This window comes from Geobacter grbiciae (genome assembly GCF_018531165.1).
Classification (GTDB): domain Bacteria; phylum Desulfobacterota; class Desulfuromonadia; order Geobacterales; family Geobacteraceae; genus Geobacter; species Geobacter metallireducens.
This window is the reverse complement of the sequence record NZ_JAHDIW010000001.1, coordinates 378,656-399,483: the sequence shown is the minus strand read 5'-3', so window position 1 is coordinate 399,483 and position 20,828 is coordinate 378,656. Positions and strand designations below refer to the sequence as shown.

At 63.8% G+C, this 20,828-nt stretch carries 10 protein-coding genes; 8 read left to right on the top strand and 2 right to left on the bottom strand.

All coding sequences use genetic code 11. The features are described 5' to 3' along the window. Positions 1 to 19 precede the first annotated feature (19 nt). The 8 genes from KJB29_RS01745 to treS all read left to right on the top strand — a co-directional run bounded on the left by KJB29_RS01745 (position 20) and on the right by treS (position 17,223). Positions 20 to 1,183 (top strand): cation:proton antiporter, encoded by a 1,164-nt coding sequence (locus tag KJB29_RS01745; protein ID WP_215733094.1) that lies wholly within the window; start codon positions 20 to 22, stop codon positions 1,181 to 1,183. Positions 1,184 to 1,336: 153 nt separating this feature from the next. After that, a complete protein-coding gene (locus KJB29_RS01740) occupies positions 1,337 to 2,956 on the top strand; it encodes a mechanosensitive ion channel family protein (protein ID WP_246560108.1) in 1,620 nt (539 codons plus the stop codon). An 81-nt stretch (positions 2,957 to 3,037) separates the two neighbouring features. After that, the gene (locus tag KJB29_RS01735; protein ID WP_246560106.1) at positions 3,038 to 5,371 is read left to right on the top strand and encodes a heavy metal translocating P-type ATPase; all 2,334 of its coding nucleotides are present in this window, start codon (positions 3,038 to 3,040) and stop codon (positions 5,369 to 5,371) included. Between the two features lie 134 nt (positions 5,372 to 5,505). Then, positions 5,506 to 6,561 carry a mechanosensitive ion channel family protein gene (locus KJB29_RS01730; protein WP_215733091.1) on the top strand — a complete coding sequence of 352 codons (1,056 nt, stop codon included), beginning with the start codon at positions 5,506 to 5,508 and terminating at the stop codon, positions 6,559 to 6,561. Continuing rightward, entirely contained in the window at positions 6,558 to 8,402 is a 1,845-nt protein-coding gene (gene treZ, locus KJB29_RS01725; RefSeq protein WP_215733090.1) for a malto-oligosyltrehalose trehalohydrolase, read from the top strand. The genes KJB29_RS01730 and treZ overlap by 4 nt, the downstream gene beginning before the upstream one ends. Continuing rightward, on the top strand, positions 8,399 to 10,852 hold the full coding sequence (locus KJB29_RS01720; RefSeq protein ID WP_215733089.1) for a DUF3536 domain-containing protein: 2,454 nt from the start codon (positions 8,399 to 8,401) through the stop codon (positions 10,850 to 10,852). The genes treZ and KJB29_RS01720 overlap by 4 nt, the downstream gene beginning before the upstream one ends. After that, a complete protein-coding gene (locus KJB29_RS01715) occupies positions 10,853 to 13,837 on the top strand; it encodes a malto-oligosyltrehalose synthase (protein ID WP_215733088.1) in 2,985 nt (994 codons plus the stop codon). A 44-nt stretch (positions 13,838 to 13,881) separates the two neighbouring features. Then, positions 13,882 to 17,223, top strand: a complete 3,342-nt coding sequence (treS, locus tag KJB29_RS01710) for a maltose alpha-D-glucosyltransferase (RefSeq protein WP_215733087.1) — start codon at positions 13,882 to 13,884, stop codon at positions 17,221 to 17,223. 44 nt (positions 17,224 to 17,267) lie between these two features. Here the strand turns inward: treS and KJB29_RS01705 are convergent, their stop codons facing one another. After that, positions 17,268 to 17,789, bottom strand: a complete 522-nt coding sequence (locus KJB29_RS01705) for a MarR family winged helix-turn-helix transcriptional regulator (RefSeq protein WP_215733086.1) — start codon at positions 17,787 to 17,789, stop codon at positions 17,268 to 17,270. A 250-nt stretch (positions 17,790 to 18,039) separates the two neighbouring features. After that, a complete protein-coding gene (gene pepN, locus KJB29_RS01700; protein ID WP_215733085.1) occupies positions 18,040 to 20,712 on the bottom strand; it encodes an aminopeptidase N in 2,673 nt (890 codons plus the stop codon). Positions 20,713 to 20,828: the final 116 nt, after the last annotated feature.

The window sequence follows — 20,828 nt, the reverse complement described above, 5'->3', positions numbered from 1 at the left end:
CGAACGAACCGGCAACGTTATGCTCGAAAACCAGACATCCTTTCTCATGATCCTGTTCGGGGCCATGATTATCCCGTTTCTCGGACGGCGCTTCCGCATCCCGTCGGCAGCCTTGGAAATCATCTTCGGCGTCGTGCTGTTCAATCTGGTTCTCCGGCAGAGGGCGCCAGAATGGTTCCAGCTCCTGCGGGAAATCGGCTTCATCTACCTGATGTTCATAGCCGGCATGGAGCTCGATCTGCGCCAGATCCGCAAAAGCGGCAAGAGCGTCTGGTACGTGCTCGTCGCCCTCCTCTCCTTTACCATCACCCCCCTTGTCTTCGTCTACCTGGGGCAACCGTTCTATCTCGGGGTGTCGGTGGCCATGATCTCGGCCGGCATCGTCATCCCCGTCCTTCGGGAACTGGGCACCATCAGGACCGCCTTGGGACAGGAAATCGTCGGCGTATCCTTGACCGGTGAATTCCTCTCGATCCTGGTCCTGACCTTCATCGACGCCTACCACAAGCACGGGCTCACCGTAATGGCCGGCATGGAACTGGTCAAGCTGACTGTCCTCTTCGGGCTCGCTTTCGTGGTCCTCAAGGTTCTCTACGTGCTCGTCTGGTGGAACCCGGAACGGGTACGGATGGTCATGGAGAGCGAAGACCCGGTCGAGGAAGGGATCCGGACCGTCATCACCCTGGCCTTTGCCGGGGGGCTACTGGCATCGCTGGCGGGGGTCGAACCGATTCTCGGCTCATTTATCGCGGGGATGATTTTCAGCTACGTCTTCCGGAGCAAGGGAAAGTTCGAGGAAAAAATCAACGCCATCGGCTTCGGCTTCTTCATCCCTTTCTTTTTCATCGGCGTCGGGGGACAGTTCAACATCGACTTCCTCATGTATCCCCCCACCATCATAATGGCCCTGTACCTCACAATCGCGGTGCTGGCCTCCAACCTGCCGCCGCTGCTCCTCCTGGCGCGGCCCCTCGGCGTCTCGTTCATGGATGCGGGGCGCATGTCCCTTCTCATCTCGGCCCCTCTCTCCATGATCGTCGTTGCCGGCACCATCGGCGAAAAAATGGGGATCCTCTCCCCCGCCATGAACGGCGCCCTCGTCCTCACCGCCCTCTTCGCCAGTATCCTCTACCCATCCCTCTTCCGCTTCCTCACCAAGCGCCTCGTGCCCGAGTCCAGGTAGCTTTCCGCCTTGCCTCTCCCCTCAACGCGCCCGGCCCGTCGTTGAAACAGCCGTGGTTGCTGGTACAGTTTGAAGGATGGCTTCGCTCTACTCCCATTACCGGCGCACGAAGGGTGGCTCATGTACAGGATTTTCCGGATTGCAACTCACTTCTTGATTGTAATTGCTCTCTTCACCACTGGGGCGGCGGCTTCCCCGCAAAAGGACGTATCTCTCCCCGTAACGCCCAAGGCTCAGGTCATGCTGGACGGGAAGGAACTCTTCTCGGTCAGGGAGCGGGTCCTCTCCTTTTCTCCCGAAGACAGGGCGCGCATCATCACGGAGCGGCTCCAGAAACTTACGAGCGATCCCTTTTTCCGCAGCGATACCGTCGACGTTGTCGAGGGGGAAAGCTCTTCCGACATCGTAGCCGGCGACCTCACCATCATGACCATCACCGATCGGGATGCGTCCGCGGAGGGGATGACCCACCAGAGTCTCGCCCGGGAGCGCGCGGCAACAATCCGGGCAGCCCTTGCCGAGCACTGGAGCAGATATGAGACAAAAAATATCGTTAAAAACTCCGTTTACGCCCTCCTTGCAACAGTGGTTCTCTCAGCCCTTCTCATCGTATTCGGGCGTCTGTTCCCGGCGCTGTACCGAAAGCTCGAATCGTGGCGCGGGACCAAAATCCGGACACTCAAGATCCAGGCCTTCGAGATCATAAACGCCGACCGGATCGTGGCAGCCCTGAAAGCCTTGGCTAAGGGGTGCCGGATTTTCCTCACCCTGCTCCTCTTCTACATCTACATCCCCCTGGTATTCAGCCTTTTCCCCTGGACCCACGGTTTCGGGGCCAAGCTCCTCCACTATCTCCTGACGCCATTCTCGACAATCGGTGGCGCCGTATGGGGCTCTCTTCCCAACATGTTTTTTATCATCGCCATCGTCGTGGTGACCCACTACATTCTCAAGCTCATCAGGCTGATCTTCGCCGAAATCGGCAAGGGGACCATATCGATCCCCGGCTTTTTCAGCGAATGGGCGGAGCCGACCTTCAAGATCGTCCAGTTCCTCATCATCGCCTTCGCGGCGGTTGTGGCCTTCCCCTACCTGCCGGGATCGGAATCTCCCGCATTCAAGGGGGTATCCATCTTTCTGGGCGTGCTCTTCTCCCTCGGCTCCACCTCGGCCGTTGCCAACATCGTGGCAGGGGTGATCCTCACCTACACGCGGGCCTTCCGGATCGGTGACCGGGTGAAGATCGCCGACACCATGGGAGACGTGGTGGAGAAAACGCTCCTCGTCACCCGGATCAGGACCATCAAGAACGTGGACATAACCGTACCCAATTCCATGGTCCTCGGCAGTCACATCACCAATTACAGTTCCTCCGCCCAGGAATACGGTCTCATCCTCCATACAAGCGTCACCATCGGCTACGATGCTCCCTGGAAGCGGGTCCACGAACTGCTCGTGGAGGCGGCGCGCCGAACAGAGCATGTCCTCGAACTCCCGGAACCCTTCGTATTTCAGACCGCCCTGAACGATTTCTACGTGAACTACGAGTTGAACGCCTACACCGACCATCCCCATAAGATGGCTAAAATCTACTCCGATCTCCATCAAAACATTCAGGACAGTTTCAACGAGGCGGGAGTGGAGATCATGTCGCCCCACTACACCCAACTGCGCGACGGCAACACGGCAACAATCCCCGAAGGGTACCGTTCCGCAGGATATGAGCCGGATGCCATCAGAATCAGGAACGTCGGTGAGAAAAAACGGGACTAGCACCCCTCTTTCCTCAGGTGCCCCTTTTCGGCAGGACGGGATCCTAGAGAAGGGAGACATCCTGGTCATCAGGGAGAAATGATGAGACACGAAAAAACCAGGGAAGGTTTGACGCCGCACACCCATGCCACGGACCCGGTCTGCGGCATGGAGGTCGACCCCGAGAAGACAAAACTCGCCCATGAGCACGCCGGCACGACGTACTTTTTCTGCAGCGGACACTGCCTGGAAAAGTTCAGGAACGACCCGGCGGCCTACGCAAAGGGAAAACCATCACCAGCACCGGAGCACCAGCTGCATGGAGCCGTCTACACCTGCCCCATGCATCCGGAGGTCCGCCAGGATAGACCGGGAAGCTGCCCCAAGTGCGGCATGGCCCTCGAACCGGAAACCCCGGCAGCGGAAGAAGAGGAAGACCGGGAACTGGTCGACATGCGGCGCCGTTTCCAGGTGGCGCTGCTCCTGAGCGTTCCGGTCTTCGCCAGCGCCATGGGAGGGATGATCCCCGGGGTGCGCCTCGATGCCCTTGTTGCCCCGCAAACCCGCACCTGGCTGGAACTCGCCCTGACCACCCCGGTTGTCCTCTGGTGCGCCTGGCCATTCCTGGTTCGGGGATGGCGCTCGGTGGCAACCTTCAACCTCAACATGTTCACCCTGATCAGTCTCGGGGTCCTCGTGGCTTATCTCTACAGCATCGCCGCAACGGTTGCCCCCGGCATCTTTCCCGCCTCGTTCCGCCACGCCGATGGTTCGGTGGCCGTCTACTTCGAGGCAGCGGCCATGATCGTCACGCTGGTCCTTCTCGGCCAGGTGCTGGAACTCAAGGCCCGCTCACAAACCGGCGCCGCCATCAGGGGCCTGCTCGGCCTCGCACCCAAGACGGCGCGCCTCGTCAAGGCGAACGGCTCCGAAGAGGATATCCCCCTCGACCAGGTGGAACCGGGCAACCTGCTGCGGGTTAGACCCGGCGAGAAGATGCCGGTGGACGGCGAGGTTGTCGAAGGTTCGAGCAGCGTCGACGAGTCCATGATCACCGGCGAGCCGATCCCGGTGGAGAAAGCACAGGGAGACCTGGTGACCGGCGGCACGGTGAACGGAAGCGGCACCCTCGTCATGCGGGCCGAACGGGTCGGGGCGGACACCCTCCTCTCCCGGATCGTCCAGATGGTCGCCGAGGCGCAGCGGAGCCGGGCACCGATTCAGAAGCTTGCCGACCGGGTGGCCGCCTGGTTCGTCCCCGCCGTGGTCCTCATTGCCGGCATAACCTTTGCCGTCTGGGGAATCCTCGGGCCGGAGCCCCGCCTCGCGCACGCCCTGGTGAACGCCGTGGCGGTCCTCATCATCGCCTGCCCCTGCGCCCTGGGGCTCGCCACCCCCATGTCGATCATGGTGGCCGCAGGCAAAGGGGCATCGCTGGGGGTCCTCTTCAAAAACGCCGAGGCGATCGAGACGCTGCGGTTGGTGGATACCCTCGTGGTCGACAAGACCGGCACCCTCACCGAAGGAAAGCCGGGGCTCACAACGGTCGAAGCCCAGGGAATCGACAAAGAGCGGCTCCTTTTTCTCGCCGCGAGCCTGGAGCGGGGGAGCGAACACCCCCTCGCCGCTGCGATCGTAGCCGGCGCGAAAGCGCAGGGTGTCGAGCCGGGCAAGGTCGATGAATTTCGGGCCCTGAGCGGGAAGGGTGTCACCGGACGGGTCGACGGCGTCGCCGTCGCTCTCGGCAATCCCCGACTCCTTGGGGAACTCGGCATCGAGCCGGGAGAGCTCAAAAAGCGGGCGGATCAGTTGCGGACAGAGGGGGCCACGGCCATGTTCGTGGCGGTCGAGGGGAAGGCGGTCGGGATGCTCGCAGTGGCAGACCCGATCCGGAAGACCACCCCCGAGGCGATCGCGATGCTCCACGAGGAGGGGATCCGAATCGTGATGCTTACGGGCGACAACCGGACCACGGCTCGGGCCGTTGCGGAAAAGCTCGGCATCGACGAGGTAATCGCCGAGGTATTGCCCGAGGAGAAGGCAGACAAGGTCAGAACGCTCCAGGAAGAAGGGCACATCGTAGCCATGGCCGGCGACGGGATCAACGATGCCCCGGCCCTCGCCCGTGCCCATGTGGGGATCGCCATGGGGACCGGGACCGACGTGGCCATGGAAAGCGCGGGGGTGACCCTGGTGAAGGGAGACCTGCGGGGCATCGTCCGGGCTCGGCTCCTGAGCCGGGCCACCATGAGGAACATCCGTCAGAATCTCTTCTTCGCGTTCGCCTACAACTCCATCGGCGTCCCCGTTGCCGCCGGCGTCCTCTACCCCTTCTTCGGCATCCTCCTGAGCCCCATGATCGCCGCCGCGGCCATGAGCCTTAGCTCGGTATCGGTGGTGAGCAACGCTCTCAGGCTCCGCGCGACGCGCCTCTGACACGGGGGTAACCCGCGACGTAAAGTGTACCTTTTTTCTCGTGTTTCCAGTCCGTTGCGAACCCGGATTTGATTTGTGTACAAATTATTTGTATTATAACCCATTATAACCACTAATTCACTTCAGGATACTTCATGAACCTGTTCACCAATGCGGAAGAACTCATGGTCCCTCTTGCTTTCATTGCCGGGGGTGCCCTTGCAGGAATTATCGTCGATAGCGTGATACTGCGTCGACTGCGGGCCCTTACCCGACGAACCCCCTGGGAAGGGGACGACGTGGTCGTAACCTCTTTGAAGGGGGTCACCTTCTATGCCTTCTTTATCGCCGGCGTCTATGGGGCACTTCTCAGGACCCCCCTGACGGAGAGAACACGGGCGGTGGCCGACAAGGCAATTCTCGTCCTCTTGCTCCTTCTGGCCACGGTGCTCCTGGTCCGTCTGGCCGCCGGTTTTGTCACCCTCTACGCAAAAAAGGCGGTCCTTCCCTCCACATCCATCTTCACGAACCTGGCAAAGGCAATCGCCTTCACCATCGGCATGCTGATCATCCTCCAGTCCCTGGGAATCTCCATCGCGCCACTGCTGACCGCCCTCGGCGTCGGGGGTCTCGCCGTTGCGCTGGCCCTTCAGGATACCCTGTCCAATCTCTTTTCGGGACTTCACATCATCGCGACACGGCAGATAAGGCCGGGGGACTACATACGGTTGTCGAGCGGCGAAGAGGGATACGTAACCGACATCTCCTGGCGCAACACGGTTATCCGGACCCTGCCGAACAATACCGTGATCGTTCCCAACTCGAAGCTGGCGGGGGCCATCGTCACCAACTTCCATTTGCCGGAAACCGAAATGGCCGTCCTTCTTGACGTTGGAGTAAGCTACGACAGTGATCTCGAACACGTGGAGAAGGTCACCGTCGGAGTGGCACGGGATCTGCTCCGGGAAGTCCAGGGTGGGGTGCCGACCTTCGAGCCCTTCATCCGCTACAACGCCTTCTCGGACTTCAGCATCAACTTCACGGTCATCATGAGGGGATGTGAGTATGTGGACCAGTACCTCATCAAGCATGAGTTCGTGAAACGGCTTCACCGGCGCTACCTTGCCGAGGGGATCGAGATCCCCTTCCCGATCCGCACAGTCCGCCTCCAGCATGGGGCGGCATCGACCATACCGGGGGAGGCGCTATGATCTCCTGGCAGCTCGATCTGGGTGCCCGTCCGGAGCCCGGAGGAATCCGCTTCCGGGTCTGGGCGCCGCTGGCGCAATCGGTGAGCGTGATCCTGTCACGAGACGGCCACGAACAGGCCGTCCCCCTGGAGCGCGACGGCGAACACTTTTCCGGCGTAATTTCCGGAGCCGTGGCCGGCGACCGTTACTGGTATCTGATCGACGGCCATCTGCGCCGCCCGGACCCCGCCTCCCGCTGTCAGCCCGACGGTGTCCACGGACCGTCCCAGGTGGTTGATCCGGAGGCATTCTGCTGGACGGACGGCCAATGGCGGGGCATCCCCCTGAAGGACCTCATCACCTATGAGCTCCACGTGGGAACCTTCACCCATGAAGGAACCTTCGACGGTGCCATCGGACGCCTCGACTATCTTGCGGAGCTCGGCATCACCGCCGTGGAGCTCATGCCGGTCGCCCAGTTCCCCGGGGACCGCAACTGGGGATACGACGGGGTCTTCCCCTATGCGCCCCACCCCGCCTATGGAGGGGCCGCGGGGCTCAAGCGCTTCGTGGACGCTTGCCACCGGCGGGGGATGGCGGTTATTCTCGATGTGGTCTACAACCACCTGGGCCCCGAGGGGAACTACCTCCACGGCTTCGCCCCCTACTTTACTGGCCACTACCGGACCCCCTGGGGGGACGCGGTGAACTACGACGGCTCCTACAGCGACGGGGTCCGCCACTACGTCATCGCCAACGCCCTCCACTGGGTGGCCGAATACCACATGGACGGCCTGCGCCTCGACGCCGTTCACGGCATCTACGACTTCAGCGCCCGCCACATCCTTGCCGAACTGGCCGACGCGGTCCACAGCCTCGCCGGATGCCTGGGGCGCCAGGTCCACGTGATCGCCGAAAGCGATCTGAACGACGCACGGATCGTCATTGACCCCGAGCATGGCGGCCACGGTCTCGACGCCCAGTGGAGCGACGACTTCCACCACGCCCTCCACACCCTCCTCACGGGAGAGAGGAGGGGCTACTACGAGGATTTCGGCGCCTTTTCCCAGATGCTGACCGCCCTGCGCGACGGTTTCGTCTACGCCGGCACCTATTCCCGCCACCGGCGCCGGCGCCACGGCAGCGACTCGTCCCACCTGCCGCCCCAGCGGTTCGTGGTCTGCATCCAGAATCACGACCAGGTGGGGAACCGCGCGCTCGGCGACAGGCTTTCCTCCTCCCTGTCGCCGGAGCAGTTGAAGCTGGCCGCCGCCATGGTCATCCTCTCCCCCTATCTCCCCCTCCTCTTCATGGGGGAGGAGTACGGCGAGACCGCCCCGTTCCCCTACTTCACGAGCCACGGCGACCCGGACCTGGCCGATGCGGTCCGGAAGGGGCGCAGGGAGGAATTCGCCCCCTTCGGCTGGGACGCGGAGGTGCCGGACCCCCAGGCAGAGGAGACGTTCCGCTCGGCCCGCATCGACCCGGAAACGCGCCACCGGGGGGTGCACCGCCATCTCTTCGCCTTCACCCGGGAACTGATCCGCCTGCGCAAAATCCTCCCCCCTTTCAGCGTTCCGACCCGGCAGGGGACATCGGTCGCCGGCTTCGGGATGGAGCAGGTCCTCATGGTGAACAGACACGGCCATGGCGACGAGGTCATCTGCATCTTCAACCTGAGCGGATTCGAACAGCCGGTACCCGTGATCGGAATCCAGGGGAGGCACCGGAAGGTTCTCGACTCGACGGAGGGCTACTGGGGAGGAGGGGGCGGAGCCACTCCGGATCTGCTTGACGCAGGCGCCCTCCTTCTCGTGCCGCCGTTCGCGGTGCTCATCTACCAGAAGGAGCCACTTCCATGAGCCGCCATATCTGCATACACGGCCACTTCTACCAGCCCCCCCGGGAAAACCCCTGGCTGGAGGCGGTGGAGATCCAGGACTCGGCCCACCCCTATCACGACTGGAACGAGCGGATCACCGCCGAGTGCTACGCCCCCAACGGGGCGTCCCGCCTCTTCGACGGCGAGGGGCGCATCCGGGACATCGTCAGCAACTACGCCCGCATCAGCTTCAACTTCGGGCCGACCCTTCTCGCCTGGATGGAGGAATACTCCCCCGAGGTCTACCGTGCCATCCTGGAAGCGGACCGGCTGAGCATCGGCTGGCGCTCGGGCCACGGCAACGCCCTGGCCCAGGTCTACAACCACCTCATCATGCCCCTGGCGAACCGGCGGGACAGGGAGACCCAGGTGCGGTGGGGGATCGCCGATTTCCAGCGTCGCTTCGGCCGCTTCCCCGAGGGGATGTGGCTGGCCGAGACGGCCGTGGACACGGAAACCCTCGACGTGCTCGCCGCCGAAGGGATCCGCTTCACGGTCCTCGCCCCCCACCAGGCCGCACGGATCCGGTCCCGGGGGGCGAGGAAGTGGCACTCCGTGGAGGGGGGGCACATCGATCCGACCATGCCCTACCTCTGCCGCCTCCCGTCGGGGCGCTCCATCGTCATCTTCTTCTACGACGGCCCCATCTCCCGGGCCGTGGCCTTCGAAAAACTCCTGGACCAGGGGGAGCGCTTCGCCGAGCGGCTCCTGACCGGCTTCGACGACCGCCGCAACCGCCCCCAGATCCTTTCAATCGCCACGGACGGCGAAACCTACGGACACCACCACATGCACGGCGATATGGCCCTCGCCTACGCCCTCTCGTATCTGGAGGACAACGGCCTGGCCCGCATCACCAACTACGGGCAATTCCTGGAGCTCTATCCTCCGAGTCACGAGGTGGAAATCGTGAAGGACAGCTCCTGGAGCTGCATCCACGGCATCGAACGGTGGCGGGGTGATTGCGGCTGCAACTCGGGGGGGTATCCGCACTGGAACCAGCAGTGGCGGGGTCCCCTGCGCCACGCCTTCGATTGGCTGCGGGACGAACTGGCAGGCCCCTACGAAATGGCGGCCGGTGCCCTGCTCCGGGACCCCTGGCAGGCCCGGGACCACTACATCGGGGTCATGCTCGACCGCTCCCCCGAGCAGATGGACGACTTCTTCAACCGCCACGCCCAGCGCCCCCTGGCCGACGAGGAACGGGGCCGGGTCCTGAAACTCCTGGAGATGCAGCGCCACCTCCTCCTCATGTACACGAGCTGCGGCTGGTTTTTCGACGAGCTTTCGGGAATCGAGACGGTGCAGGTGATCCAGTACGCGGGACGGGCCGTGCAGCTTGCCCGGGAGCTGTTCGGCAACGGCATCGAGGCGTCGTTTCTCCAGCGGCTGGCGGCGGTGCGAGGCAACATCCCCGAGCACCGGGACGGCGCCCGTATCTACGAGACTTTTGTCCAACCGGCCATGATCGATCTGGTCAAGGTGGGGGCCCACTACGCGGTGAGCTCCCTGTTCCAGGAGTACGGGGAGGAGACCCGGGTCTTCAGCTACCGGGTGCGGAGCGAGGATGCCCGGCTGATCCCGGCAGGGCAGACCCGGCTCGCCATCGGCCGCGCCCTGGTCAGTTCCGCCACCACCGGTGAGCGAGATCGGATCACCTACTGCGTCCTCTACTTCGGCAACCACGCCCTCAATGGCGGGGTCCGAAGCTTCCGCGGCGAAGAGGCCTATGGGGCCATGGCCGCTGAAATCATCCGGGCCTTCGAGGCGAGCGACTTTGTCGAGATCATCCGCCTCATGGACGCCCACTTCGGCATGCACAACTACTCGCTGCGAAACCTCTTCCGGGACGAGCAGCGCCGGATCCTCGGCATGGTCATCGGCGGCGTCCTGGCGGAGTTCGAGGACCGCTACACGGCCCTCTACGACAACTACCGGCTCCTCATGGGGTTCGTCCGGCAGACCGGCATGCCAGTGCCGTACCGCTTCATGACCACGGCCCAGGTGGCCCTGAACCTGAAGCTGGACCAGACCTTCGCCAAGCCATGCATCGCCGATTCCGAGGTCGAGGAGCTTCTGCGGGAGATTGCCGACTGGGGAGTAGAGCTAGAGCGGGTCGACCTTGAGTTCCGGATTCGCCGGCGACTGGAAACGGCAATGTCGATGCTTCGCGCCGACCCCCTGGACCGGGGGCTCCTGGCCGATGCGGCCAGACTCCTGGAGCTGGCGGTCCGGGTCCCCATCACCCTTAACCTCTGGCTGGCACAGAACATCTACCTTGAGATCGCCCGGCCGTGCTGGCGCAGGCTGATGGCGCAATCAAAGAAAGGCGATGCGCGCAACGACTGGTGGTTCGAGGAGTTCCGCCGCCTGGGCGAACGGCTCAACTTCAATACTGACGCCGCTCTCCCCCCCTTATCGGAGGAATGAATGGACCAGACTGACTCTTTGGGTGCCCGGATACCGACGACCACCTACCGCCTGCAGCTCAACGCCGGCTTCCATTTCCGGGACGCGGAGCGGATCGTCCCCTACCTGCACGCCCTGGGCATAAGCGACGTCTACGCCTCCCCACTCTTCAAGGCCCGGGCCGGGAGCATGCACGGCTACGACATTGTGGACCACGACAGCCTGAACCCGGAACTGGGGGACCGGGACGACTTCGACTCCCTGTGCGGAGCCCTCGGACGCCACGGCATGGGGCAGATCCTCGACTTCGTCCCCAACCACATGTGCGTGGAAGGGGGAGGGAACGACCGCTGGCTCGACCTGCTGGAAAACGGCCCCAGCTCCGTCAACGCCGATTTTTTCGACGTGGACTGGTCGCCGGTCAAGCAGGAGCTGACCGACAAGGTGTTGATCCCGGTGCTGGGGGACCAGTACGGCACGGTCCTGGAGAATGGGGAACTGGTCCTCTCCTTCGAGGAAGGGGCGTTCTTCATCAGCTACTACGAGCACCGCTTCCCCATCATCCCCAAGACCTACAGCCCCATCCTCACCCACCGACTCCAGGAACTGGAGCGGCTCCTTCCCCCTGACCACGAGGCGTACCGGGAGCTCCTGAGCATCGTGACCGCCATCACCCACCTCCCGTTCTATACCGACCAGGATCCAGACCGGGTCCGGGAGCGCTACCGGGAAAAGGAGGTCATCAAGAGGCGGCTCTGGGCCCTCTGCTGCGACTGCTGGCCCATCAAGTCCTACATCGACGAAAACGTCCGGATCTTCAACGGCGAGAAGGGGACCCCCCGCAGCTTCGACCTGCTGGACGGGCTCCTGCGCCTGCAGGTCTACCGCCTCGCCCACTGGCGGACCGCCACGGACGAGATCAACTACCGCCGATTCTTCGACATCAACGCCCTGGGGGCCATCAGGATGGAGAACCCCCGGGTCTTCGAGGAGGCCCACCGGCTCGTGCTGCGGCTCGTGCGGGAGGGGAAGGTGACGGGGCTGCGGATCGACCACGCCGACGGGCTCTACGACCCCACCGACTATTTCCGGCGGCTCCAGCGGGCCTGCTTCCTGGAGACGAGACTGGCCGGCCTCGGCAGCACGGACGAGGAGGAGGGGGACAACCGCGCCGAGACGATCCTCCAGATGTACGACGAGATGCTGGAGGTCTCTCCCCAGGCGAAACCGTTCTACATCGTGGGCGAAAAAATCCTCATGAAGAACGAGCGGCTCCCCGAGGACTGGCCGGTTCACGGCACCACCGGCTACGAATTCGCCAACGCCGTGACCGGCCTCATGGTGGACACCCGCCACGGCCGGGAGTTCGACACCATCTATGCGCGGTTCATCCAGGAGCGGCCCAATTTCGCCGAGATCGCCTACCAGAAAAAGAAACAGGTCATGCGGTTCTCCATGGGAGGCGAGATCAACACCCTGGGGCACCACCTGAACACCCTGTCGGAGAGCAACCGCCACACCCGCGACTTCACCCTGGGAAGCCTCACCAAGGCACTGGTGGAGGTGATCGCCCACTTCCCCGTCTACCGCACCTACACGGCCACCCGCAAGGTTGCCGACCGGGACCACCAGTACATCGAATACGCCGTGGCCAAGGCCAAGCGGCGCAACCCCGCCATGAGCGAGTCGATCTTCACCTTCATCGAGGATGTGCTCCTGCTCCGTTTCCATGACAGCACCAGCGGGGAGGAGCAGGAGCAGTGGCTCGACTTCGTCATGAAGTTCCAGCAGCTCACCGGACCGGTCATGGCCAAGGGGCTGGAGGACACCGCCTTCTACGTCTACAACCGGCTCGTCGCCCTCAACGAGGTGGGGGGGATCCCCGAGCGGTTTGGCATCACCCTGGAGGCGTTCCACGGTCAGAACATCGAACGGGCCCGGAGCACCCCCCTCGCCATGCTGGCCACCTCCACCCACGACACCAAGCGGAGCGAGGATGTCCGTGCCCGGATCAGCGTCCTGTCGGAGGACCCGGGCGCCTGGCACGACTGCCTCATGCACTGGAGCCGGATGAACCGCGGCCACAAGGTGACTGTCCAGGGGGTCAAGGTGCCGGACCGCAACGAAGAGTACCTCCTCTACCAGACCATTGTCGGGGCCTGGCCCACGGAGGAGTTCACCGCCGAAGGGCATGCCCTGTTCACGGGGCGGATCAGGGAGTACCTCCTCAAGGCCATGCGGGAGGCCAAGGTGAACACGAGCTGGATCAACCCGAACCCGCTCCACGAGGAGGCGGCCCTCCACTTCGTGGACGCCATCCTCCGGGACGTGCCCGCCAACGGGTTCCTAGCCGACCTGCGCCGGACCCTTTCCCCCCTCATCCGCTGCGGCATGCTGAACTCCCTCTCCCAGACCCTCCTCAAGGTGACGTCGCCCGGCATCCCCGACTTCTACCAGGGGACCGAGCTCTGGGACTTCAGCCTCGTGGACCCGGACAACCGTCGGCCGGTGGATTTCAAGAAGCGAATGGCCATGCTGGCGGAGTTGCAGCGCGTCGAACGGGAAAAGGGAACCCTTGCACTGGCGCGGGATATTCTCCAGACCATGGCCGACGGAAAAGTGAAACTCTTTTTAGCCTGGAAGTCTCTCACCTACCGCCGGGAGCACCGCGCCCTCTTCGAGGCCGGCAAGTACCTTCCCCTGGAGGTGCTAGGGGAGCGGAGCGACCACGTCTGCGCCTTCGAGCGGTACAGCGACGGGGAGACGGTCATTGCCGTGGCGCCCCGCTTCTTTACCCGGCTGGGGGATCCCCCGTTGGGGGCGGAGACCTGGGGAGATACGCGACTCGTGGTCCCCTTCGAGAGCACCGGCCGCCCCTACCGCAACATCCTCACCGGCGAGCGGGTCGTGACGGCCCTGCGGGAGGGGCAGACGATCCTCCCCCTGGGGGCGGTGCTGACGGATTTTCCGGTGGCACTCCTGGAGGCGGTGGGGGAGGAGCAGTAACGCTTGATCCGCGGGCTTCCTGAAGCCCGTGAACGGAGGTGCCCATGACACGCAGAGTACCCTTGCCGGACGACACGCCACACTGGTACCGGGACGCCGTCATCTACCAGCTCCACGTGAAGGCCTTTGCCGACTCCGACGGCGACGGCATGGGAGACTTCCGGGGGCTCATGGAGAGGCTCGACTACCTCCACTCCCTGGGGATTACCGCCATCTGGCTCCTCCCCTTCTACCCATCCCCCCTTCGCGACGACGGGTACGACATCGCCGATTACTACAGCGTGAACCCCAGCTACAACACCCTGCGGGAGTTCCGGGAGTTTCTCCGGGCGGCTCACGCCCGACGCATCCGGGTCATCACCGAGCTGGTCCTCAACCACACCTCGGACCAGCATCCCTGGTTCCAGCGGGCCCGGCGGGCCAAACCGGGCTCGGTCCACCGGGACTACTATGTCTGGAGCGACACGCCGGAACGGTACCGGGAAGCCCGGATCATCTTCCAGGATTTCGAGACCTCCAACTGGAGCTGGGACCCGGTGGCCAAGGCCTACTACTGGCACCGGTTCTACGCCCACCAGCCCGACCTGAACTTCGACAACCCCAGGGTCCAGGCCGAGATGCTGCGGGTCATCGACTACTGGCTCGGGATGGGGGTGGACGGGGTGCGGCTCGACGCCGTCCCCTACCTTTTTGAGCGGGAAGGGACCAACTGCGAGAACCTCCCCGAGACCCACGCGTTCCTGAAAAGGCTCCGGGAGCACGTGGACGCCTCGTTCCCCAACCGGATGCTCCTCGGGGAGGCCAACCAGTGGCCCGAGGACGCCATCGCCTACTTCGGCGAGGGGGACGAGTGCAACATGCTCTTCCACTTCCCCCTCATGCCCCGTATGTACATGGCCATCGAGATGGAGGACCGCTTCCCCGTGATCGACATCATCGACCAGACCCCCTCCATCCCCGAGGGGTGCCAGTGGGCCATTTTCCTCCGCAACCACGACGAGCTGACCCTGGAGATGGTCACCGACGAAGAGCGGGACTACATGTACCGCATCTACGCCGCCGACCCGAAGGCCCGGATCAACCTGGGGATCCGGCGGCGCCTCGCTCCGCTCATGGAGCGGGACCGGCGGAAGATCGAGCTGATGAACGCCCTCCTCTTCTCGCTCCCCGGCACCCCCATCATCTACTACGGCGACGAGATCGGCATGGGGGACAACTACTACCTGGGGGACCGCAACGGCGTCCGCACCCCCATGCAGTGGAGCCCTGACCGCAACGCGGGCTTCTCCTCCGCCAACCCCCAGCGGCTCTTCCTGCCGGTCATCATCGACCCCGAATACCACTACGAGGCAGTGAACGTGGAGATCCAGGAGCGCAACCCCACGTCGCTGCTCTGGTGGATGCGCCGTGCCATCGCCGTGCGCCGCCGCTACCGGGCCTTCAGCCGCGGCGCCATGGAGATGCTCTATCCGTCCAACCACAAGGTCCTGGTCTTTCTCCGCCGCCACGAAGAGGAAGTGATCCTCGTGGTGGCCAATCTCTCCCGCTTCGCCCAGGCCGTGAACCTGGACCTCAAGGAGTTCGCCGGCATAGCCCCCGAGGATCTCTTCAGCCGCAACCGCTTCCCCGTCATCCGCGAAGTCCCCTACCCCCTCACCCTGGGCCCCCACGACCATTTCTGGTTCATCCTGCGCCGGGCCGAGGCGCCCCTTGCGGCGGAAGGGGAGCTACCGCGGATCAGGCTCCGAGGGGGACTGCCGTGGTGGGAAGCCCTCCAGCACGCCCGAGGGGACGCCCACCTGGAACGGATCACCACCGCGTACCTCACGCGCAGCGGCTGGTTCCAGGGAACGGCCAGGGCCGTCATCGGCTACGCGCTGCGGGACACCGTGACCCTGCGGCAGGGAGAAGCGGTCTTTCCCCTCTTTTTCCTGGAGGTCCGCTACCAGGACGGCCCGCCGGAAACCTACCTGCTCCCCGTGGCGTTCCTCACCGGAGCCGGGGCGAAGCGGGTGGCCGCCGAATCCCCCCTGGCGGCCATCGCGGCACTCTCGGCGGGGGATGAGGAGGGGATCCTCTGCGACGCGGTCCATGATCGGGAATTCAGGGATGCGCTCCTCTCCCTGGCCCTTGGCCGGCGTCAGCTCCACGGGAAACGGGAGAGCGTCATCGCGCCGGTCCATGGCGGGAGAAGCCGCACCGCACCGCCGGAGGAAACGGAGCACCTCGTCTCCGAGCTCCCCAAGGCCGACGGGACCAACAGCATCATCATCTATGGCGACCGCCACGCGCTCAAGCTCTACCGCAAGGTGGAGCCCGGCATCAACTCCGAGGTGGAAATGGCCCGGTTTCTGACCGGGAAATCCGGCTTCCCCAACGTCGCCCCGTTCCAGGGGAGCCTGGAGTTGCGGCATCCCGGCATGGAGCCGTGCACCATCGGCCTCCTCCAGGGATACGTGCAGAACCAGGGGGACGGTTGGCGGCTCGCACTCCACCTCCTGGACCAGTACTTCGAGCGACTCCTCTCCCGGCGGAGCGAAATCCCCCCTTCTCCGGAGCGGTTCTCGAGCCTCATGGACGGCAGCGCCTGCGCCGTGCCGGAGCCGGCGACGGAACTCATCGGCGGCTTCTACCTGGAGATGGCGGGACTCCTCGGCCGCAGGACCGCCGAACTCCACCTGGCCCTGGCCGCGGGGGGGAACGACCCGGCCTGGCGGCCGGAGGAGTATTCGACCCTCTACCAGCGCTCCGTCTACCAGTCCCTGCGCAACCAGGCCCGCCGCAGCCTCCAGCTTCTGGCCCGTCACCGCGGGGAGCTGCCGGCCGCGGACCTGGAGCTTGCCGACCGGGTCCTGGCCGCCGAAAAGGATATCCTTGCCCGGCTCCGCCTTATCTCCGGTCGCCGCGTTCAGGCAATGAAATCCCGCATCCACGGCAACTTAAACCTGGGCAAGGTGCTCTTCACCGGCAAGGATTTCATGATCATCGACCTGGAGGGGGAGCCGGACCGAACCCTCGGGGAGCGCCGCATCAAGCGTTCTCCCCTGCGGGATGTGGCGGGAATGATCCGCTCCTTCCACAACGCCACCCTCACCGTCCTCGCCCGCCACGGCACCAGCCATCCCGGCGACATCCCGCTCCTGGAGCCGTGGGCCGAGGCCTGCTACTACCACGTGAGCTGCCGCTACCTTGCGGGGTATCTGGACCGGATGGGGACGAACCCCCTCGTCCCGGCGGACCGGGGCGACCTGGAGACACTGCTGCGCTCATTCCTCCTGGACAAGGCCCTCTATGAACTCGGCTATACCCTCGCCACCCGCCCCGACCGGGCGGCGCTCCCCCTGCGGGGAATCGAGACGGTGCTGCGGGAGTACCGGACGGCATAAATGAAAAAGGAGCCCATAGGCTCCTTTTTCTGCTGCGATTCACTTTATTCCCCGGTTGCTCGCCTCTTTCGGCCGACTTTCGCCCGACCCCGGTTTACCTCCGGCGAGAGGATGAGCTGGGGTGGAAGGTTCTTGGCCCCAAGGATCCGGACCATGAGATCGAACCCCTCGGAAATCGTTTCGAGCTTTTCCCGGGGAATCTTTTCCAGCCCCGCGACGAGGAGCCCCTGGGCCACCACGGGGGACCGGGCCACCAGATCCTTTCCCTGTTCCGTCAGGTCAACCATCACCACCCGGCGGTCCTCCCGGGAGCGGGTCCGCTGGGCGAGCCCCTGGGCCTCCAGTCGGTCGATGATCCCCACCACGGTGGCGTTGTGCAGGTAGAGCCTGCGGGCAAGGTCGGAAACCCGGAGGGGCCCCTGGCCGGCAATGACTTTGATGGCCCAGAGCTGGGGACCGGTAAGGCCGGTCTCCCGCATGGCCCGCTTCGAGTGTTCATTCACCACCTGAAAGACCCGACGCAGGTTGTCGGTCACTTGGGCAATGAGGTCGGCAGTCGGTTTCATCGTCAGCTCCGGTTCGAAATCAGGTTGCGTGTCGTGGGTCGTAATCCTAGTCCCACTTTACTGGCGGCACAAGAAAATCGACAATCCGAAAGGAAGAAGTTGTTGCGGGCTTCACCATGCGGCAGCATGTAGTTTGAATACAAACGAGTCTCGACAAACCTGTCGCGCCCCGCGACACGGCTTCCCGACGCCATACTATTAGCAATTACAGAGTTTTACACGTTTTCACTACGTGCGAAAGCTGAGTTATTTATTCAACGGTCGGTCTTGGTCCATTCTCCACCAGGCTCTTTTCCACAATCTCGAAGACATCCCGTGGCAAATCGGGAAGTGCCCGGATCAGCTCCAGCTCCTCTCTCATCAGCGCCTGCCGAGCCTTATCGTATCGCCGCCAGCGGGTAAGGGGGATGGTCATCCGGGCGGCAACCTGGGGATTGATGGGCATCAGCCGTCGCAGCTCCCGGCCGAGGAAGCGATAGCCGCCGCCGTCGGCAGCGTGGAAACGGACCGGGTTCGCCATGGCGAACGCCCCAATGAGGGAACGCCAACGGTTCGGGTTGGTCAGCTCGAATGCAGAGTGATCAAGGAGACGCTCCACCTCCGCCAGGGTACCGGGAAGAGTGGATGTCGCCTGAAGCCTGAACCACTTGTCCACTACCTGCCGGTCGTCTCGCCACCGTTCGTGGAAGGCGGCCAGTGCTTCCTGCCGCTGAGGACATTCGCAGGAGGCCAGGGGAGCCAGGGCACCCAGGGTGTCAGTCATGTTGTCCGCCTCGGCCAGTTGCTCCAGGGCCAGGGGAACCATGGCGGGATCTTTCCGGGTCAGGAGGTAGGCGAGGCAAAGGTTCGCCAGGCGACGGTGACCGGCCCGGCCGTCGTCGACGGCAAAGGAGGCGTCAGTGCGGCAGGCGTTACGCACCGCAACGAAGCAGTCGGCAAGTTCATCGGCCAGGGTCCGGCGGACGAACTGTCGGGCGGCAAAGAGTGCGTCCGGGTCAATCACCGGCATGAGCTCGGCAAGATAGTCCTCGTCAGGGAGGGTAAGGGCCTCGGCCAGAAAGGCCTTGTCGGGATAGTTGCTTTCCAGGATCGCCCGAAAGGCGGCCACGAAACCGGGATCACAGGTGAGGTGTCGACCGGCTCGGAAATCGTCGGCGAGCCGCAGGAGAAGTTCCACGGCGAGCCGTTGCCCCGCCTCCCAGCGGCAGAAGGGGTCGGATTCGTGGGTCATGAGAAAGACCAAGTCATCGTGGCTATAGGGATATGAGAGCCTCACCGGTGCAGAAAAGCCCCGCAAGAGGGCCGGCACCGGTGCCGCGTCGATGCCGGAGAAGGTGAACCGCTCCTCGGCCTCCTTGATCTCCACGACCCGCGAAGGCGGTCCAGGGTGAGATTCACCGGCGAGGGTCACCGGGAGCTCCTTCCCCGTGGGGCCAAGCAGCCCCATGACAACGGGGATATGGAGGAGGAGCTTCTCTGGCTGGTCAGGTGTTGGTGGGGTGGTCTGGCGTATCGTCAGCGTGAAGGTCCGTTGGCCCGGGTAGAAGGAGCCCTCAGCGGTGAGTTCGGGGGTTCCCGCCTGGGAATACCATAGGCCGAAGCGGGAGAGGTCGATCTGCCCGGCGTCGGCAAGGGCTTGGACGAAATCGTCAATGGTGACCGCCTGGCCGTCGAAGCGGGCAAAGTAGAGGTCCATACCGGCACGGAATCGCTCTGGCCCCAGGAGGGTGGCGAGCATACGGATCACCTCGGCACCCTTGTTGTAGACGGTGGCGGTGTAGAAGTTGTTGATTTCCACGTAGGAATCGGGTCGGACCGGATGGGCCAGGGGGCCGGCATCCTCTGCGAACTGTGCGGTGCGGAGGTACCTTACGTCGGCGATCCGCTTCACCCCCCGGGATTCCATGTCCGCAGAAAACTCCTGGTCCCGGAAGATGGTGAGTCCTTCTTTCAGGGAGAGCTGGAACCAGTCCCGGCAGGTGATCCGGTTTCCGCTCCAGTTGTGGAAGTATTCGTGGCCAATCACCTCCTCGATGGCTTGAAAGTCTTCGTCGGTGGCCGTCTGGGGGCTGGCCAGCACATAGCGGGAGTTGAAGATGTTTAGCCCCTTGTTTTCCATGGCTCCCATGTTGAAGTCATCCACCGCAACGATCATGTAGATATCAAGGTCGTATTCACGTCCGAACCGCTCCTCGTCCCAGCGCATCGCCTTTTTCAGAGAGCGCATTGCGTGGTCGCACTTGTAGCGGTTCTGCTCCTCAACATAGATCCGGAGCGCCACCTCTCGGCCGTTCATGGTGGTAAAGCGGTCCTCGATGCAGACCAGCTTCCCCGCCACCAGGGCAAAGAGGTAGGCAGGCTTTTTGAACGGGTCGTGCCAGGTGGCGGCATGGCGACCGTCGGGGAGCACCTCCGCCGCCACCGGATTGCCGTTGCTGAGAAGCACCGGATAGAGTTCCCGGTCGGCGACGATGGTTGTGGTAAAAACCGACAGGACGTCGGGGCGGTCCGGATAATAGGTAATGGAGCGGAAGCCCTGGGCCTCGCACTGGGTGCAGAACATCCCTCCCGAGCGGTAGAGCCCTTCAAGGCAGGTGTTCTCCTGGGGGCGAAGCTCGGTCTCCACCTCCAGGGAGAACGAGGCCGGCACCCGGTCGATCACCAGTTGCTCCGGTTCGATGGCATAGTCGCCACGAGCAAGCGGCACCCCGTCAAGCCGGATCTCTTTCAGGACAAAACGGTGGCCGTCCAAACGCAAGGGGGGACGCTCCCCGTAGAGATCGCCATTAATTCGGAATTCCAGGCGCGAATGGACGGTACAGATATCCTCCCCCAGTTCGAAGCGAAGTTGGACGCTCTCGACCAAGTAGTCGGGGGGGGTGTAATCGCCACGGTAGATGGTTGGATGGGGGGAAACGGGCATGGGCACCTCGGGGTCGGTGATCGGTGATTGTGTGTAGCGAAGAAATTCTACCAGCTATCGGGACGGGGGGAAACGGATTTTGAGGAGTGGTGTGATTGAGAACGGCCGCCTCGGAC

Bases quoted from the DNA above. Each gene is read 5' to 3' on its own strand.
- KJB29_RS01745 (WP_215733094.1), top strand. From the start codon at position 20: ATGCTCGAAAACCAGACATCCTTTCTCATGATCCTGTTCGGGGCCATG.
- KJB29_RS01735 (WP_246560106.1), top strand. From the start codon at position 3,038: ATGAGACACGAAAAAACCAGGGAAGGTTTGACGCCGCACACCCATGCC.
- KJB29_RS01730 (WP_215733091.1), top strand. From the start codon at position 5,506: ATGAACCTGTTCACCAATGCGGAAGAACTCATGGTCCCTCTTGCTTTC.
- treZ (WP_215733090.1), top strand. From the start codon at position 6,558: ATGATCTCCTGGCAGCTCGATCTGGGTGCCCGTCCGGAGCCCGGAGGA.
- KJB29_RS01720 (WP_215733089.1), top strand. From the start codon at position 8,399: ATGAGCCGCCATATCTGCATACACGGCCACTTCTACCAGCCCCCCCGG.
- KJB29_RS01715 (WP_215733088.1), top strand. From the start codon at position 10,853: ATGGACCAGACTGACTCTTTGGGTGCCCGGATACCGACGACCACCTAC.
- treS (WP_215733087.1), top strand. From the start codon at position 13,882: ATGACACGCAGAGTACCCTTGCCGGACGACACGCCACACTGGTACCGG.
- KJB29_RS01705 (WP_215733086.1), bottom strand. From the start codon at position 17,789: ATGAAACCGACTGCCGACCTCATTGCCCAAGTGACCGACAACCTGCGT.
- pepN (WP_215733085.1), bottom strand. From the start codon at position 20,712: ATGCCCGTTTCCCCCCATCCAACCATCTACCGTGGCGATTACACCCCC.